The 17,565-nt window shown below is 61.2% G+C and carries 12 protein-coding genes; 1 reads left to right on the forward strand and 11 read right to left on the reverse strand.

Going from position 1 to position 17,565, the window contains the following annotated elements:
* Nucleotides 1-521 precede the first annotated feature (521 nt).
* The 10 genes from ACK59L_RS14680 to ACK59L_RS14725 form a co-directional block, all read right to left on the reverse strand.
* Nucleotides 522-3,575: an efflux RND transporter permease subunit gene (locus tag ACK59L_RS14680; RefSeq protein ID WP_100852462.1), complete on the reverse strand. Its 3,054-nt coding sequence runs from the start codon at nt 3,573-3,575 to the stop codon at nt 522-524.
* Nucleotides 3,572-4,639, reverse strand: a complete 1,068-nt coding sequence (locus tag ACK59L_RS14685; RefSeq protein WP_409274424.1) for an efflux RND transporter periplasmic adaptor subunit — start codon at nt 4,637-4,639, stop codon at nt 3,572-3,574. The genes ACK59L_RS14680 and ACK59L_RS14685 overlap by 4 nt, the downstream gene beginning before the upstream one ends.
* Nucleotides 4,636-5,724 carry an efflux RND transporter periplasmic adaptor subunit gene (locus ACK59L_RS14690; RefSeq protein ID WP_409274426.1) on the reverse strand — a complete coding sequence of 363 codons (1,089 nt, stop codon included), beginning with the start codon at nt 5,722-5,724 and terminating at the stop codon, nt 4,636-4,638. Before ACK59L_RS14690 ends, ACK59L_RS14685 begins: the two co-directional genes overlap by 4 nt.
* A 232-nt stretch (nt 5,725-5,956) precedes the next feature.
* Nucleotides 5,957-6,847: an ABC transporter permease subunit gene (locus tag ACK59L_RS14695; protein WP_023532426.1), complete on the reverse strand. Its 891-nt coding sequence runs from the start codon at nt 6,845-6,847 to the stop codon at nt 5,957-5,959.
* A complete protein-coding gene (locus ACK59L_RS14700) occupies nt 6,844-7,764 on the reverse strand; it encodes an ABC transporter permease subunit (protein WP_058638175.1) in 921 nt (306 codons plus the stop codon). Before ACK59L_RS14700 ends, ACK59L_RS14695 begins: the two co-directional genes overlap by 4 nt.
* A complete protein-coding gene (gene potA, locus ACK59L_RS14705) occupies nt 7,761-8,903 on the reverse strand; it encodes a polyamine ABC transporter ATP-binding protein (protein ID WP_058602845.1) in 1,143 nt (380 codons plus the stop codon). The genes ACK59L_RS14700 and potA overlap by 4 nt, the downstream gene beginning before the upstream one ends.
* A gap of 68 nt (nt 8,904-8,971) precedes the next feature.
* A complete protein-coding gene (locus ACK59L_RS14710) occupies nt 8,972-10,066 on the reverse strand; it encodes a polyamine ABC transporter substrate-binding protein (RefSeq protein ID WP_409274429.1) in 1,095 nt (364 codons plus the stop codon).
* A 158-nt stretch (nt 10,067-10,224) separates the two neighbouring features.
* Complete coding sequence (locus ACK59L_RS14715; protein ID WP_058602843.1) at nt 10,225-11,322, reverse strand: polyamine ABC transporter substrate-binding protein; 1,098 nt, start codon at nt 11,320-11,322, stop codon at nt 10,225-10,227.
* A 160-nt stretch (nt 11,323-11,482) separates the two neighbouring features.
* The gene (locus tag ACK59L_RS14720; RefSeq protein WP_058602842.1) at nt 11,483-12,844 is read right to left on the reverse strand and encodes an aspartate aminotransferase family protein; all 1,362 of its coding nucleotides are present in this window, start codon (nt 12,842-12,844) and stop codon (nt 11,483-11,485) included.
* Nucleotides 12,845-12,892: 48 nt separating this feature from the next.
* Nucleotides 12,893-14,251 carry a glutamine synthetase family protein gene (locus ACK59L_RS14725; RefSeq protein WP_058602841.1) on the reverse strand — a complete coding sequence of 453 codons (1,359 nt, stop codon included), beginning with the start codon at nt 14,249-14,251 and terminating at the stop codon, nt 12,893-12,895.
* 573 nt (nt 14,252-14,824) lie between these two features.
* Here ACK59L_RS14725 and ACK59L_RS14730 point away from each other — a divergent pair.
* Nucleotides 14,825-16,201 carry a glutamine synthetase family protein gene (locus tag ACK59L_RS14730; protein WP_023532636.1) on the forward strand — a complete coding sequence of 459 codons (1,377 nt, stop codon included), beginning with the start codon at nt 14,825-14,827 and terminating at the stop codon, nt 16,199-16,201.
* 59 nt (nt 16,202-16,260) lie between these two features.
* Here the strand turns inward: ACK59L_RS14730 and argA are convergent, their stop codons facing one another.
* Nucleotides 16,261-17,562 (reverse strand): amino-acid N-acetyltransferase, encoded by a 1,302-nt coding sequence (gene argA / locus ACK59L_RS14735; RefSeq protein WP_144963957.1) that lies wholly within the window; start codon nt 17,560-17,562, stop codon nt 16,261-16,263.
* Nucleotides 17,563-17,565: the final 3 nt, after the last annotated feature.

Genomic DNA, 17,565 nt, shown 5'->3' on the forward strand with positions numbered 1-17,565 from the left:
TGAAAGCGGGCTATGACACGGAGAGTCGCTGGCCTCGGGATCGTGGCTCACGGCAGCGACCTGCCAAAGCCTACAGCTGCGGGTGCAGGTCCCCATTGTAGATACAAGGAGCGACCTTTCCGGGTCGCCAGACCGGCGAGGCCGCACACATGGGGGATCGGCTAGCCTTCCAGGGGCGGTGCAAGGCAGTTGCTTTGGCATGGCCCCCAGGCACGGTAATTCAGTCATCACACGGTCAAGGTAGGAGCAACTGTCTTTCACCGCATCTAAGGGCCAGCATCTCTGGGGCTGCTGCGCAGCCCATCGCGGCACTAGGCCGCTCCTACCGTGAGCGTGGGATGGCTGAAGTAGTGCGATTGCGGGAGCAACTGCCTTTCACCGCATCTAGGGTCCAGCTCACCCCCGGGTGGGAGCGGCCTTGCGCCGCGATGGGCTGCGCAGCAGCCCCAGGGTTTCAGCTTCGTAGCGCGTAATATCGGGGCCGCTTTGCGGCCCAGCTGGCAAGCGACGCGTATCGCGCCTCAACCTTCCTGACGAGGCTCCCGAATCTTGTAGGACGCTACATACAGCGCCGGCAAGAACAGCAGCGTGAGCAAGGTCGCCACGATGATGCCGCCGATCATGGCGTAGGCCATCGGGCCCCAGAACACCTCGCGGGCAATCGGGATCATGCCCAGGCTGGCGGCGGCAGCAGTCAGCAGAATCGGCCGGCGACGATGGTTGGTCGCCTCGACCACGGCGTCCCAAGGCGAGTATCCCTGGGCTTCGAACTCATCGATCTGGGTCACCAGAATCACCGAGTTGCGAATGATGATGCCGGCCAGCGCCAAAATACCCAGAATCGCCACGAAGCCCATTGGCGTGCCGGTCGGCACCAGCGCCAACACCACGCCGATGAGCCCCAGTGGCGCCACGCTGATCACCAGGAACAGCTTCTTCACACTGTGCAATTGGATCATCAGGAACGTGGCCATGAGGAACAGCATCAGCGGGATCACCTTGGCGATGGGCCCCTGGGCCTTGCCGCTCTCCTCCACCGTACCGCCGGTTGCAATCTCATAGCCGGTCGGCAACTGGCTAGCGAATTTGTCGATATCCGGCTTGAGCTGGGCCACCAGGTCCGTGGGTTGGATATCGCCGTTGACCGAGGCCTTGAGTGTGATCGTCGGCTTGCGATCGCGGCGCCAGACCAGGGGCTGCTCCTGTTCGTAGCGCACGGTGGCAAACGCCAGCAGCGGGATCGAGGTGCCATTGGGCGTTAGGATCTGCAGGTTTTGCAGCGTATCGGGGGAGCCCCGCTCGCTGTCCACGGCGCGGGCCACCACATCGATCAGATAGATATCGTCGTTGACTTGGGTGACGGGTACACCGGTGACGATGCTGTTCATCACATTGGCCACGTCTTCCGACGACAACCCCAACTGACGGGCCTTGTCCTGGGCGATATCGATGCGCAGCACTTTGCCCGGCTCGTTCCAGTCGTAGATCATTTCGCCGATGTTGGGGTTCTTGTCCAGCAGCGTCGCCAGCTCGATGGCATGCTTGCGCACCTGGTCGATGTCCTTGCCGCTGACCCGGTACTGGATCGGCCGCCCCACCGGAGGCCCCATTTCCAGCGACTGGACGTTCGAGCCGATACCCACAAAATCCTCGCGCAGGCGCTTCTGCAGGCGGGCGATGAGTTCACCGCGCTCCTCCAGGCCTTTGCTCACGATGACCAACTGCGCGTAGTAGGGGTTCTGCAACTGCTGGTCCAGTGGCAGGTAGAAGCGCACCGCACCCTGGCCGATGTAGGTGCTCCAGTGGTCGATGCTCTCATCGTCCTTGAGCGTTGCCTCCAGCTGATCGACCACCTTGCGGGTTTCCTGGATCGACGCATTCTGTGGCAGGTTCAGATCGACCAGGATTTCCGGACGGTCCGATGCAGGGAAGAACTGGTTCTGCACGAAGCGCATGCAGAACACGGCCAGGGCGAACAGCACCACGGTGCCGATGATGGTCAACCAGCGGTGGCGCATGCTCCACAACAAACCCTGTTCGAACGCCCGGGCCACCCTGCCCGGCTTGTCATCATGGGACTTCACCTTCCGGGCGTTGAGAATGTGCACACCCAGCACGGGGGCGAAGAACACGGCGACCACCCACGACACCAACAGCGCCACGGCAATGACTGCGAACAGCGTAAAGGTGTATTCGCCGGCCGAACTGGCATTCAGGCCGATCGGCACGAAACCGGCCACGGTCACCAGCGTACCGGTGAGCATGGGAAAGGCTGTGGAGGTGTAGGCGAACGTCGCGGCGTCCTGCTTGCTCTCGCCCATCTCAAGGCGTGTGACCATGACCTCCACCGTGATCATGGCGTCATCGACCAGCAGCCCCAGTGCAATGATCAACGCACCCAGCGAGATGCGCTGCATGGTGATGCCGCTGTACTCCATGAACACGAACACCATGGCCAGCACCAACGGGATCGAGCACGCCACCACCAGGCCTGCACGTACGCCAAGGCTGACGAAGCTGACGGCCAGTACGATGATCACCGCCTCGAACAGCGCGCTGGTGAAGCCACCGACGGCCTTCTCCACCACTGTGGCCTGGTTGGACACCGTGTGCACATCGACGCCTACCGGAAGCTCGTTGGTAATGCGCTGCATGGTCTGCTTCAGGGCCTTGCCAAACTCCTGGATGTTGCCGCCCTTCTGCATGCCGATGGCAAGGCCCAGGGCCGTCTTGCCGTTGTAGCGGAACATTGGCGCAGGCGGATCGGCGTAGCCGCGCTCGACCTGAGCAACGTCTGCCAGGCGGTAGAAGCGGTTGTTGATGCGCAGGTTGACGTTCTCAAGGTCCTTTTCCGAGGCGAACTGCCCGCTGGTCCGTACGGAGATACGCTCCGGCCCGGCCTCGATCACGCCCGCTGGCGTCACGCTGTTCTGCGTCTGCAAAGCCTGCATCACCTGACGCTGATCGATACCCAAGGCGGCGAGCTTGCGGGTGGAGAAGTTCAGGTAGAGCACTTCGTCCTGGATACCGACCATTTCGATCTTGCCGATATTGGGCACTTCACGGACCTCGGCCCGCGCCCGCTCCACATAATCACGCAACTGACGCAGGCTCAGCCCGTCGGCGGTGAACGCGTAGATGGAACCGAATACGTCGCCGAATTCATCGTTGAAGCCAGGGCCCTGCAAGCCCTCGGGGAAATCGCCGCGAATGTCCTGGATCTTCTTGCGTACCTGGTACCAGATCTGCGGTATGTCGTCTGCCTTGGTGGTGTCGCGCAGGTAGACGAACACCGTTGATTCACCCGGCCGGGTATAGCTTTTGGTGTAGTCGAGCGAATCGAGCTCCTCGAGCTTCTTCTCGATCCGGTCGGTGACCTGCAGCAGCGTCTCCTCCTGGGTAGCGCCAGGCCAGCGGGTCTGGATCACCATGGTCTTGATGGTGAAGGACGGGTCTTCTTCGCGACCGAGGTTGAAGTACGAAAAGATGCCCATGAGCAGGCCGACGAACATCAGGTACCACACGAACGACTGATGCTTGAGCGCCCATTCGGACAGGTTGAAGCTTCCTTTCATTGCGCATCCTCGTCGAAGGTGACCTGCTGGCCAGGCTTGAGGCTATTGACGCCGGCGATCACCACCCGCTCCCCAGGCTGTACGCCTGATGAGACGACGATGCGGTCTTCGTTTCGGTCGATCAGGGTCACGTCGCGCAAAGCGACAGTTTTCTGTTGAGGTTCGACGACCCACACCTGGGTCTTGCCATCGCGCTCGAGCAGAGCGCTGGCCGGCAGTTCGCTGCGCGGAGAAACCTGCGAGCTGAGGGTGACGCTGACGGCAGTCCCCAGATGGAACGTTTCAGGGGTGCTGGCCAAGGTCAGCCGCGCACGCCGGGTGCGGGTGGTAGCATCGGCCTTGGGCTCGAGCTCGCGCAAGGTGGCGGTGGTGTTGACGGCAGGGTTGAGCTGCGAGGCAACGGTAAAGGTCAGGTCCGGGGCCAACTGCTCGGCAATGCCAATGGGCAGGTCGATCACGGCTTCCTTCACGTCTGGCCTGGCCAGCTTGACCACCGCCTGCCCAGCGGTGACGGTTTGCCCCGCCTCGGCCTGCCAAGCGGTGATCACCGCCGCATGATCGCTGCGAAGTGTGGTGTAGCCGAGCTGATCACGGGCCTGACTGACCGAGGACCTGGCCTGCTCCAACGTGGCGCCGGCTGTTTTCAGGTTGGTCTGGGCGATGTCCAGCTGCGCCTGAGCACCCACGCCGCGGTCGTACAACTGTTGTTGCCGGCGGGCGTCGGACTGCGCGTTGATCCACTGCGCCTGCACCCTGGCCAAGTCGCCTTCAGCTGCACGCAGCTGGTTTTGCTGGTCGGTCGGATCCAGCGTGGCCAGCGTATCGCCCGCTTTGACCTGGGCACCGACGTCCAGCCAACGGCGTGCGATGCGACCGCCTACGCGAAAGCCCAGGGTACTTTCGTAACGCGCTTCGATTACGCCTGCAAAGCGGCCCAGGCGGGCCTGCGACTGAGGTTGCACCACTACCGACAGCACGGGGCGAACCGGCTCTGGCGGCTGCTCTTGCTTGCCGCACCCGACAAGCAACACACCGGCACACATCAGTGTCAGCCAAGGCTTCATAGCGGGCTCTCCGGCGCTTTGGCGGGGACTTTTTCAACTTTCATGCCGGGGTGCAGCAGCTGCCCGCCGGTTACCACGACGACTTCGCCACCGTCGAGGCCCTTGCCGATGACCACGGTGCCGGTCAGGTAGCGGCTCACTTCGACTTCCCGCAACTGCACCTTGTCGCCCTCACCCACGATCCATACGGCGGGTTTCTTCAGGCCTTTGGTCAGTGCCGACCAAGGCAGCTCGACACTCGGCTTGCCCCGCCCCTGCGTGGTCACGGTGACGGGCGCGCCCAGCTGCATGGCAGGCGGAACGTCCTGCAGACCGACCTTGACCTGTACCGTACCGCTCTGGGCCGAGACGGTGGGCGTGATTTCCCTCACCGCCCCATGGGCTTGTACCTTGGGATCGTCCAGCAGGCTGACCACCACGCTGGCATCGCTCGGGGTGCCTGCCAACAGGGACTCATAGACGTTGAACACCGCATCACGCTCGCCATCCCGGGCCAGGCTGAAGATCGGCATGGTCGCTTGCACCACTTGGCCTACCTCGGCCTGGCGCTCGGTGATCACACCATCGGCCTCTGATACCAGCGCGGTATAGCTCAACTGCTCGTTGGCGTTCGCCAGCTGAGCCTGTGCGGCCTTCAGGGCGCTCTGATTACTGCGCAGCGAGGCCTGGGCAGCATCGTATTCGCTTTGGCTGGTATAGCCCTTGGGGAGCAGTTTCTGCTGGCGGACGAAGGCGGCTTGGGTCTGGGTTACACGCGCCTGGGCGGCGAACACCTCGGCCTTGGCCGAGGCGACGTTGTTCTGCAGGTCCTTGGGGTCAAGCCGCGCCAGCACCTGCTTGGCCTTGACGTGATCGCCCACATCCACCGCGCGCGCGATGATCTTGCCGCCTACACGGAAAGAAAGGTCGGTTTGCACACGCGCCTGGATATCACCGGTCAGGGTCACCCTGGCAGAGAAATCAGCAGATTGGACAGTCTGCACCCCCACCCGAGGCAGGGTTTCTGCGGGCTCACTCTTGCTGCAGCCGGTGAGCAAGCCCAGCACCCCCAAGCCGGTGACCAGCAGCACACGCGACAACGTCATGGAGGCTCCTTTCTTGCGCGCAAAAGATTCATGCATGCGATTCGCCAGGTAAGCCGGGGTTCCATAATTCTTATTGGAGTACTAGAGGCCCTGCCCACTTCAGGCCCCTGGGCGGCTTTGTTAGGTCAGGTATAGCGAGCCCTAGCAATTCTGTCAGTACCGCAGTCTCTCAAGATCACGGGCGCTGGCGCGGGCGTAGCTGATCGTCTGCAAGCGAGCAGCTACGCCTCAATCAGATCGGCGCCACCGGCGCCGGGCGCCGTACCTGTGGCTGCGAGGCGTTGGCCGCCGCACCCTCTTCGATGGCTTGCTGTATGGCCTTGCGGCGGCGCTCCTCGGCACGGCGGCTGAAGTACCAGACGAAGAACGTAACCAACGAAACGGACAGCAGAATCAGGCTGGCCACGGCGTTGATCTCGGGCTTCACGCCCAGGCGCACCGCCGAGAACACTTCCATGGGCAACGTGGTCGAGCCTGGCCCGGACACGAAGCTTGCCAGCACCAGGTCATCGAGCGACAGCGCGAACGACATCATGCCGCCGGCCGCCAGCGATGGCGCAATCATGGGGATGGTGATCAGGAAGAACACCTTCCACGGCTTGGCTCCCAGGTCCATGGCCGCTTCCTCGATCGACAGGTCCAGTTCACGCAACCGCGCCGACACGACAACCGCCACATAGGCTGCACAGAAGGTGGTGTGGGCGATCCAGATGGTGACCACGCCACGCTCCTGCGGCCAACCGATCAATTGCGCCATGGCCACGAACAGCAGCAACAGCGACAGACCGGTGATGACTTCAGGCATCACCAGCGGCGCAGTGACCAGGCCGCCGAACAAGGTGCGCCCGCGGAAGCGGGTGACCCGGGTCAGCACGAAAGCGGCCATGGTGCCCAACGCAACCGCTGCCACCGCCGTGTAGCAGGCAATTTCCAGCGAGCGCATCACCGAGCCGATCAGCTGGGTGTTGTCCAGCAGGCCGACGTACCATTTCACCGACCACCCGCCCCACACCGTCACCAACTTAGAGGCGTTGAACGAGTAGATGACCAGAATCACCATCGGCAAGTAAATGAACAGCAAGCCGAACACCAGCATTAGCTTGGAAAAACCGAAGCGCTTCATGCCCTGCCCTCCATTTCCTTGGCCTGGCTGCGGTTGAACAGCAGAATCGGCACGATCAGGATCGCCAGCATCACCACCGCCAGCGCGGAGGCCACCGGCCAGTCACGGTTGTTGAAGAACTCCTGCCACAACACCTTGCCGATCATCAGGGTTTCCGGACCGCCGAGCAGCTCGGGGATCACGAACTCGCCCACCACGGGGATGAATACCAGCATACAACCGGCGATGATGCCGTTTTTCGACAGCGGCACGGTGATTTTCCAGAAACTGTTGAAGGTGCTCGAGCCCAGGTCGGATGCCGCTTCGAGCAGGCTTGGGTCATGCTTCACCAGGTTGGCGAACAAGGGCAGGATCATGAACGGCAGGTAGGAATAGACCACGCCGATATACACCGCCAGGTTGGTGTTCAGGATCTGCAGCGGCTGGTCGATCAGCCCGGTCCACATCAGAAAGCCGTTGAGCAAACCGTTGTTGCTGAGAATGCCCATCCAGGCATACACGCGGATCAGGATCGCGGTCCAGGTCGGCATCATGATCAGCAGCAGCAGGACGGTCTGGGTTTCCTTCTTGGCATTGGCGATGGCGTAGGCCATCGGGTAGCCGATCAGCAGGCAAAGCAGCGTGCTGATGAACGCCATCTTAAGCGAACCCAGGTAGGCCGAGATATACAGGTCGTCCTCGGTCAGCAAACCGTAGTTGGCCAGGTTGAGCACCAACTGGATCTTGTCCTCGACGTAGCTGTAGATCTCGGTATAAGGCGGGATCGCCACGTCAGCTTCGGCGAAGCTGATCTTCAGGACGATGAAGAACGGCAGCATGAAGAACAGGAACAGCCACACGAAAGGAACACCGATCACCAGGTGCCGCCCCTCAGGGGTGATGCGCCGGAACGCTCGCTTGAGCTTGCGCAGCTTCATGACCGCAGTACCACGCCGCTGTCGTCTTCCCACCATACGTAGACTTCATCGTCCCACGTAGGGCGCGCGCCTTGGCGCTCGGCGTTGGCGACGAACGACTGCACCACCTTGCCACTGGGTAGCTTCACGTAGAACACCGAATGACCGCCCAGGTAGGCGATGTCATGGATCTTGCCGCGCGACCAGTTGTACTCGAAGTCAGGCTGGACAGTGGTGACCAGCATCTTTTCCGGGCGCAGCGCATAGGTGATGTGCTTGTCTTCCACGGAGGTGGAAACACCATGCCCGACGTAGATCTTGCGCTCAAGTTCAGGCGAGGCGATCAGGGCATGACCTTCGGCATCGTCGATCACCTCGGCATCGAACAGGTTGACGTTGCCGATGAATTCGCAGACCAGGCGGCTGGTCGGGGTTTCGTAGATATCCACCGGCGAGCCGATCTGAGCGATCCATCCCAGGTGCATGATGGCGATGCGCTGGGCCATGGTCATGGCCTCTTCCTGGTCGTGGGTCACCATCACGCAGGTCACACCGACACGCTCGATGATTTCCACCAGCTCCAGTTGCATCTGCGAACGCAGCTTCTTGTCCAGGGCGCCCATCGGCTCGTCCAGCAGCAACAGCTTGGGGCGCTTGGCCAGGGAGCGAGCCAAGGCCACGCGCTGGCGCTGGCCACCGGAGAGCTGATGCGGTTTGCGCTTGGCGTACTGGGTCATGTGCACCAGCTTGAGCATCTCGGCCACGCGGGCGTCGACCTCGGCCTTGGGCAAGCGGTCCTGCTGCAGGCCGAAGGCGATGTTCTGCGCCACGGTCATGTGCGGGAACAGGGCGTAGGACTGGAACATCATGTTGATCGGCCGCTCGTAGGGCGGCATGTCGGTGATGTCCACACCGTCCAGGAAGATGCGCCCTTCGGTGGGGCGTTCGAAGCCTGCCAGCATGCGCAGCAAGGTCGACTTACCGGAGCCGGAACCGCCGAGCAAGGCGAAGATTTCGCCCTTGCGGATTTCCAGGGACACATCGTCCACCGCTACCGTTTCGTCGAATTTTTTCGTGACCCGGTCGATCTTGACCAGCACCTGCTTGGGTTGCTGGCCACCCTCGAGGGCTTTCTTATAGGCGCCGGAGGCAACTGCCATGAGTGAAACTCCCAACAAGATTTTTGTGCCCGCGCGGCCTGCCAGGCAGGTCGCGCGGGTGAGGTGGATTACTTGCCCGACTTGACCTTGGTCCAGCTGCGGGTCATCAGGCGCTGCACCTTGGGCGGCAGCTCTGAGTTCACGAACATCTTGTCCAGCACATCCTGCGGTGGATAGACCGCAGCGTCAGTCCTCACGGCCTGGTCCATCAGGTCGCCAGCCTTCGAGTTAGGGTTGGCATAACCGACGTAATCACTGACCTGGGCAATAACCTCAGGTTTCAGCAAATAGTTGATCAAGGCATGCGCCTGCTCCACGTTCTTGGCGTCCTTGGGGATCGCCAGCACGTCGAACCAGAGGTTGCCGCCTTCTTTGGGAATGGCATAAGCCAGGTTCACGCCCTTCTTCGCCTCTTCGGCGCGGGCCTTGGCCTGGAACACATCACCCGAGAAACCCGCCGCGACACAGATGTTGCCGTTGGCAAGGTCGGTGATGTACTTGGACGAATGGAAGTAGGTCACGTAGGGGCGCACCGCCAGCAGCTTCTGCTCGGCCTTGGCGTAATCCTTGGGGTTGGTGCTGTTGGGATCCAGGCCCATGTAGTTGAGGACGGCCGGAAGCATTTCGTCCGCCGAGTCGAGGAAGGCCACACCGCACTTGGACAGCTTCTTCATGTTCTCGGGTTCGAACAGCACCGCCCAGGAATCGATGGTATCGACGCCAAGTGCCTCCTTGACCTTGTCGACGTTGTACCCGATGCCATTGGTGCCCCACAGGTAAGGCACGGCATACAGGTTACCCGGATCGTTCTTCTCCAGACGCTTCATCAGCGCAGGATCAAGGTTCGCGTAATTGGGCAGCAGTGTCTTGTCGAGCTTCTGGAAAGCGCCCGCCTTGATCTGCTTGCCCAGGAAATGGTTGGAAGGCACGACCACGTCATAGCCGGTCCTGCCGGCCAGCAGCTTACCTTCCAGGGTCTCGTTGGAATCGAAGACATCCTGCACCGGCTTGATGCCCGTGGCTTTCTCGAAGCCTGCGAGGGTGTAAGGGCCGATATAGTCGGACCAGTTGTAGAAATGCACCGTAGGCGCCGCTTGGACGCTGCATGCCAGCGTCAGGCTCGCTGCAGCCATCATGGCCTTGCGTAATACAGAATTGGACAAGTGGGTGGTCCTCACAATCAGTGTCTGGGTAGCGACAATGCTGCCGCACACGCAAAACCGGCGCGCAACTTACCTTCGCAGCTTCGATGCCGCAATGTTCAATTGCCTTTCACTGGTTTCGGACCGGGAATACCCGGTCCGAAAATGCTACATCAGGCTTATTTGCCCGATTTGATCTTGGTCCAGCTGCGGGTAATCACCCGTTGCACTGCTGCCTCAGGGGCGGCAATGGCGTACAGCTGCTTTTTCACTTCAGCGGACGGATAGATGCTTGGGTCGCTGGTGATGTCCTTGTCCACGAAGGCGGTCGCGGCCTTGTTGCCGTTGGGGAAGCGCACGGCATTGGTGATTTCGGCCATGACTTGCGGCTGCATCAGGAAGTCCATGAACTTGTAGGCCGCTTCCTTGTGCTCGGCATCCTTGGGCATGGCAACCATGTCATAGAAGGTGCCGGCGCCTTCTTTCGGAATCACGTAGTCCAGCTTGACCTTGTCCCCCGCCTCGTGGGCGCGGGTCTTGGACTGTTCCAGGTCACCCGAGTAGCCGACTGCCAGGCAGATGTTGCCGTTGGCCAGGTCGCCAATGTACTTGGAGGAATGGAAGTAGGTGATCGAAGGACGGATCTTGAGGAACAGGTCCTCGGCAGCCTTGAGGTCTTCCTTCTTGGTGCTGTTGGTCGGCAGGCCCAGGTAATGCAGGGCAGCTGGCAGCATTTCGGTTGGGGCATCGAGGAAGCTCACGCCACAGCTCTTGAGCTTGGCAATGTTCTCTGGCTTGAAGACCACGTCCCAGGAGTCGATCTTGTCCACGCCCAGCGCGGCCTTGACCTTCTCTGGGTTGTAGCCGATGCCGATCGAGCCCCACATGTAGGGGAAGGCGTATTTGTTACCCGGGTCACTGGCATCGCCCACGGCCTTGAGCAGGTCCTCGTCGAGGTTCTTCCAGTTGGGCAGCTTGGTGCGATCGAGTTCCTGGTAGACGCCAGCCTTGATCTGCTTGGCCAGGAAGTTGTTGGAAGGCACCACGATGTCATAGCCGGACTTGCCGGCCAGCAACTTGGCCTCCAGGGTTTCATTGCTGTCGAACACGTCGTACTTGACCTTGATGCCCGACTCTTTCTCGAACTTGGCGATGGTGTCCGGAGCGATGTAGTCCGACCAGTTGTAGACGTTCAGTACCTTGTCTTCAGCCTGTACAGCCCCGACCACTGCGCCCATCAGCGCGGCAGCCAACAACGTCTTGCCCATATTCTTCATGCGTCATGCTCCAGAGTGTTCGATTAGCTATCCGTTCAGAAGCCGGGTCCCGCAGTACACGCGCGTGGGCGACTGAAGCAGCCGCTAGTCTGGCAAGTTACAAGGCCCGGTTTCAAGGAAACCTGAACCTTGTAACGACTTAATGTCACATCGCTAGCTGTCAGCGAATCGCTTCGAGCGTCAGGTCCAGGCATTTGCGTGCCTTTTCCACTAGTTCGTCGATCTCGGCCGGGCTGATGACCAGAGGTGGCGCGATGATCATCGTGTCGCCAACAGCCCGCATGATCAGACCATTGTCGAAGCAGAAATTACGGCAGATCATGCCAGCGCCCTTGCCTTCGAAACGGCTGCGGGTCGCCTTGTCCTTGACCAGCTCGATCGCGCCGAGCAGGCCAACACCGCGCACCTCGCCCACCAGCGGGTGGTCCTGCAACTCACGCAGACGCTTTTGCAAATACGGTGCCGCTTCGGTGCGCGCTTTCTCGACGATTTGTTCGTCGCGCAGGATGCGCAGGTTTTCCAGGCCCACTGCGGCAGCCACAGGATGCCCCGAATAGGTGAAGCCGTGATTGAAATCTCCACCTTCGCTGAGCACCTTGGCTACCTTGTCACGCACGATCACACCGCCCATGGGGATGTAACCGGAGGTAAGGCCTTTGGCGATGGTCATCAGGTCGGGCTTGAGGTCGTAGAAATCCGAGCCGAACCACTGCCCTGTTCGCCCGAAGCCGCAAATGACTTCGTCGGCCACAAAGAGGATGTCGTAACGGGCCAGAATTTCCTTGATCTTCGGCCAGTAGGTGTCTGGCGGGATGATCACGCCACCTGCGCCCTGGATGGGCTCGGCGATGAACGCTGCGACGTTGTCCTCGCCGACTTCGAGAATTTTCTTTTCCAGTTGCTCCGCAGCCCAGACCCCGAACGCCTCCGGTGTCATGTCACCGCCCTCGCCATACCAGTACGGCTGGGGGATGTGCACCACGCCGGGGATAGGCAGGCCGCCTTGCTCGTGCATGCCACTCATGCCGCCCAGGCTGGCGCCGGCCACGGTGGAGCCGTGATAACCGTTGACCCGGCCGATCAGGGTCTGCTTGCTCGGTTTGCCCTTGAGTGCCCAGTAATGGCGAACCATGCGCAGCACCGTGTCGTTGCCTTCGGAGCCTGAACTGGTGAAGAACACATGGCTCATGCCCTCGGGCGCCACTTGGGTGATCGCCTTGGCCAACTCCAGCGCCGGAGGATGGGCGGTCTGGAAGAACAGGTTGTAGTAGGGCAGCTCACGCATCTGCCGCTCTGCCGCCTGAACCAGCTCCTCACGCCCATACCCCACGGCCACGCACCACAGGCCAGCCATGCCGTCGAGAATCTTGTGCCCCTCGCTGTCCCACAAATGCACGCCCTGCGCCTTGGTGATAATGCGCGGCCCCTTGTCCTTGAGCTGCTTGTAGTCGCTGAAAGGCGCGAGGTGATGCTCGCCACTGAGGGCTTGCCATTCACGGGTTTGCGGGTTGTTCAGGCTCATGTGCTTCTCCGTTGACGGACGGCCGCGCGCCTGCGGGGCCGAGGTTGATCAAACTGCGAACAGCAGGAATTCACGCTCCCAGGAACTGATGACGCGCTTGAAGTTCTCGTGCTCGGCACGCTTGGTGGCCACGTAGCCGGCGATGAATTTCTTGCCCAGGTACTGCTCCAGGGCGCGGCTGTTTTCCATGCGCTCCAGGGCGTCCTCGATGGTCAGCGGCAGGCGCAGGTTGCGGCGCTCGTAACCCCGCCCTTGGACCGGGGCGCTGGCCTCGATACCTTCGACCATGCCGATGTAGCCACACAGCAGGCTCGCGGCGATGGCCAGGTACGGGTTGGCATCCGCACCCGGCAGGCGGTTTTCGACGCGCCGGCTTTGCGGGCCGGCGTCAGGCACGCGCAGGCCTACCGTACGATTTTCCTCGCCCCACTCCACGTTCACCGGTGCCGAGGTATCCGGAAGGAAGCGGCGGAACGAGTTCACGTTCGGCGCGAACAGCGGCAGCGCTTCGGGAATGAATTTCTGCAGGCCGCCGATGTGGTTCAGAAACAGCGTGCTCATGCTGCCGTCTTCATTGCTGAAGATGTTCTTGCCGGTGGTTACGTCGACCACGCTCTGGTGCAGGTGCATCGCGCTGCCAGGCTCGCCGGTCATGGGCTTGGCCATGAAGGTGGCTGCCACGTTGTGCTTGAGCGCCGCTTCGCGCATGGTGCGCTTGAACACCAGGATCTGGTCGGCCAGGTGCAGGGCATCGCCGTGACGGAAGTTGATTTCCATCTGCGCCGTGCCGTCTTCGTGGATCAGCGTGTCGAGGTCCAACTGCTGCAATTCGCACCAGTCATAGACATCCTCGAACAGCGGGTCGAATTCGTTCGCAGCTTCGATGGAGAAGGACTGGCGCCCGGTTTCGGGCCGCCCCGAACGGCCCACCGGCGGTTGCAGCGGGAAGTCAGGGTCTTCGCTGCGCTTGGTCAGGTAGAACTCCATCTCGGGCGCAACGATGGGCTGCCAGCCCTTGTCAGCGTAGAGCTTGAGCACCTTCTTGAGCACATTGCGCGGCGACAGCTCTACGGGGTTGCCCTTCTTGTCGTAGGTATCGTGGATGACCTGCGCGGTCGGCTCGATGGCCCATGGCACCAGGAACACGGCGTTCTCGTCAGGCCGGCAGATCATGTCGATGTCTGCAGGGTCCAGCAGCTCGTAATAGATGTCGTCGTCGACATAGTCGCCGGTCACTGTCTGCAGCAACACGCTCTCGGGCAGGCGCATGCCTTTCTCGGCGATGAACTTGTTGGTAGGCGAAATCTTGCCGCGCGTGATGCCGGTCAAGTCGCTGATCAGGCATTCGACTTCGGTGATTTTGTGCTCTTTCAACCAATCGGTGAGCTGGTCGAGGTTGTTACTCATAAATACCTCAGGAGGTAAGGTGGTCCGCGCCTTGATTCTGGATGCAGTGGATGGCTAAAGCAAAACCCCCGCGCAGGCGGACGGTGGATACACTGAAACCACGTGTGTCCGAGGCGATTTGTAACGGCAGAAAGAAGCGAAGCGTAGAGATGGGGTGCCATGAAGGCGGGGCCGGGCATGCCAGACGTCAATTATTGCGAGCACTGCCCCCACGCGGTTGGCAGGCCTGGCAAACATGACTGAACAGCCTGACTGCACTGCATTGGCAGCGCTTCCAGGTCGCGGCAGGCGGACCATGAGACCCTCGTATTATTCTGTTTTGGGTTGAATCGGAGCTTAGCGCCGTTCATTTTTTTACACAACACCTGCGTAAAAAATAAACGACGCAGTGCTCGCGATAGCGCTTTTCCAGAAAAATAGCGGATAATGCCGTGCCCCGATATGCAGCAAATCTGCCGTAGATGTGCCATTTCAGGGCATCATGGGGTTGGCTTGACATCAGTATGGCTTTTCGATTGACTGGTCCTGCAAGCCCCCCTTGATTGATATTTTTAACAACAAAGGTGTTGCATCATGTCGGTACCCCCGCGTGCCGTTCAGCTTAACGAAGCGAACGCGTTCCTTAAGGAACATCCTGAGGTTCTCTACGTTGACCTTCTGATTGCAGATATGAATGGTGTGGTGCGCGGCAAGCGCATAGAGCGCACCAGCCTCCACAAGGTTTACGAGAAAGGCATCAACCTGCCGGCCTCTCTGTTTGCACTGGATATCAATGGCTCCACCGTCGAAAGCACCGGGCTGGGCCTGGACATCGGCGATGCAGACCGCATCTGCTATCCGATCCCTGACACCCTCTCCAACGAGCCGTGGCAAAAGCGCCCCACTGCCCAGCTGCTGATGACCATGCACGAGCTCGAAGGCGAACCTTTCTTCGCCGACCCGCGTGAAGTGCTGCGCCAGGTGGTAAGCAAGTTCGACGACATGGGCCTGACCATCTGCGCCGCGTTCGAGCTGGAGTTCTACCTGATCGACCAGGAGAACGTGAACGGCCGTCCGCAGCCGCCGCGCTCGCCCATTTCCGGCAAGCGTCCGCAATCGACCCAGGTCTACCTGATCGATGACCTGGACGAGTATGCCGACTGCCTGCAGGACATCCTCGAAGGGGCCAAGGAACAGGGTATTCCTGCCGATGCCATCGTCAAGGAAAGCGCCCCGGCTCAGTTCGAAGTCAACCTGCACCATGTGCCGGACCCGCTCAAGGCGTGCGACTACGCCGTGCTGCTCAAGCGCCTGATCAAGAACATCGCCTACGACCATGAAATGGACACTACCTTCATGGCCAAGCCCTACCCAGGGCAGGCAGGCAATGGTCTGCATGTACACATTTCCGTGCTGGACAAAGATGGCAACAACATCTTCACCAGCGAGGATCCCGAGCAGAACGCCGCGCTACGTCACGCTGTCGGCGGTGTGCTCGAGACCCTGCCTGCGTCCATGGCGTTCCTGTGCCCGAACGTCAACTCCTATCGCCGCTTTGGCGCGCAGTTCTACGTGCCCAATGCGCCAAGCTGGGGCCTGGACAACCGCACCGTGGCGCTGCGCGTACCGACCGGCTCGCCCGATGCTGTGCGCCTTGAGCACCGCGTGGCTGGCGCCGATGCCAACCCGTACCTGATGATGGCGGCCGTGCTGGCAGGCGTTCACCATGGCCTGACCAACAAGGTCGAGCCTGGGGAGCCTATCGAAGGCAACTCGTACGAGCAGCTGGAACAGAGCCTGCCGAACAACCTGCGTGATGCGCTGCGCGAGTTGGATGACAGCGAAATCCTGAACAAGTACATCGATCCGAAGTACATCGACATCTTCGTCGCGTGCAAGGAAAGCGAGCTGGAGGAGTTCGAACATTCGATCTCCGACCTCGAGTACAACTGGTACCTGCACACCGTGTAAACCAGAGCGCCGCCCATCAAGGCGGCGTTTTCATTTAAGGCACGCAGGCGCAGAGCGCCTCAGCCCAGCGGCTTTTCGAAGATCTTCGAATTGCGCTGGAAGTTGTACAGCGAAGCCCGTGCCGCCGGCAGCCGCTCGACGCCACTGGGCGAGAAACCGCGTTCGCGGAACCAATGCGCCGTGCGTGTAGTGAGCACGAACAGGGTACTCAACCCCATCTCCCGTGCCCGGCTTTCGATACGCGCCAGCAGCTCATCCCCGCGCCCGCCGTGGCGGTATTCCGGATTCACCGCCAGGCATGCCAGCTCACCCGCATCGGACTCTGCAATCGGGTACAACGCTGCGCACGCGATGATCATGCCTTCGCGCTCCACCACGCTGAACTGCTCGATTTCCCGCTCCAGCACTTCACGTGAACGACGCACCAGGATGCCTTGTTCTTCCAGCGGGCTGATCAGGTCGAGCAGGCCGCCGACGTCTTCGATGGTGGCCTCTCGTACGATCTCGAACTGCTCCTGGGACACCAGCGTACCGCCCCCGCCCCGGGTGAACAGTTCGGTCAGCAGCGCGCCGTCCTCGGCATAGCTGACGATATGGCTGCGTGCCACGCCGCCCTTGCACGCCTGGGCAGCGGCATCGAGCAGCTCAGCCTGATAGTCGCTGCCCAGGCGCTGCAAGTGCGGCGCAACCTGTTGGGGGCGCAGTTCGCGCACCAGGCGGCCATGTTCATCCAACAGGCCAGGTTCTGCGCCGAACAGCACCAACTTCTCAGCGCCCAGTTCGATGGCCGCACGGGTGGCCACGTCTTCGCAGGCAAGGTTGAAGATCTCGCCGGTTGGCGAATAGCCCAGCGGCGAGAGCAACACGATGGAACGCTCGTCGAGCAGGCGGCTGATGCCCTTGCGGTCTACCCGACGCACTTCGCCGGTGTGATGATAATCCACACCTTCGAGCACGCCGATCGGCCGCGCGGTCACCAGGTTGCCGGAGGCCACCCGCAGGCGCGAGCCCTGCATGGGCGAGGCGGCAATGTCCATCGACAACCGCGCCTCGATAGCCAGGCGCAGCGCACCTACCGCGTCGATCACGCAATCCAGGGTAGCGGCATCGGTGATACGCAAGCCGTGGTGGTAGTGCGCTGCCAGGCCACGTTCAGCCAGGCGGGTCTCGATCTGAGGGCGAGAGCCGTGCACCAGGACCAGACGCACCCCAAGGCTGTGCAGCAGCACCAGGTCGTGGACGATATTGCCGAAGTTGGGGTGTTCAACCCCATCGCCGGGGAGCATCACCACAAAGGTGCAGTCGCGGTGGGCGTTGATGTAAGGAGAAGCGTGGCGTAGCCAGTTGACGTAATCGTGCATGAC

The organism is Pseudomonas sp. KCJK9111 (assembly GCF_046231935.1).
Lineage (GTDB): Bacteria > Pseudomonadota > Gammaproteobacteria > Pseudomonadales > Pseudomonadaceae > Aquipseudomonas > Aquipseudomonas parafulva_B.

Bases quoted from the DNA above. Each gene is read 5' to 3' on its own strand.
- ACK59L_RS14725 (WP_058602841.1), bottom strand. From the start codon at position 14,251: ATGAGTAACAACCTCGACCAGCTCACCGATTGGTTGAAAGAGCACAAA.
- ACK59L_RS14695 (WP_023532426.1), bottom strand. From the start codon at position 6,847: ATGAAGCGCTTCGGTTTTTCCAAGCTAATGCTGGTGTTCGGCTTGCTG.
- ACK59L_RS14690 (WP_409274426.1), bottom strand. From the start codon at position 5,724: ATGACGTTGTCGCGTGTGCTGCTGGTCACCGGCTTGGGGGTGCTGGGC.
- ACK59L_RS14720 (WP_058602842.1), bottom strand. From the start codon at position 12,844: ATGAGCCTGAACAACCCGCAAACCCGTGAATGGCAAGCCCTCAGTGGC.
- ACK59L_RS14685 (WP_409274424.1), bottom strand. From the start codon at position 4,639: ATGAAGCCTTGGCTGACACTGATGTGTGCCGGTGTGTTGCTTGTCGGG.
- potA (WP_058602845.1), bottom strand. From the start codon at position 8,903: ATGGCAGTTGCCTCCGGCGCCTATAAGAAAGCCCTCGAGGGTGGCCAG.
- ACK59L_RS14730 (WP_023532636.1), top strand. From the start codon at position 14,825: ATGTCGGTACCCCCGCGTGCCGTTCAGCTTAACGAAGCGAACGCGTTC.
- ACK59L_RS14680 (WP_100852462.1), bottom strand. From the start codon at position 3,575: ATGAAAGGAAGCTTCAACCTGTCCGAATGGGCGCTCAAGCATCAGTCG.
- ACK59L_RS14700 (WP_058638175.1), bottom strand. From the start codon at position 7,764: ATGAAGCTGCGCAAGCTCAAGCGAGCGTTCCGGCGCATCACCCCTGAG.
- argA (WP_144963957.1), bottom strand. From the start codon at position 17,562: ATGCACGATTACGTCAACTGGCTACGCCACGCTTCTCCTTACATCAAC.
- ACK59L_RS14715 (WP_058602843.1), bottom strand. From the start codon at position 11,322: ATGAAGAATATGGGCAAGACGTTGTTGGCTGCCGCGCTGATGGGCGCA.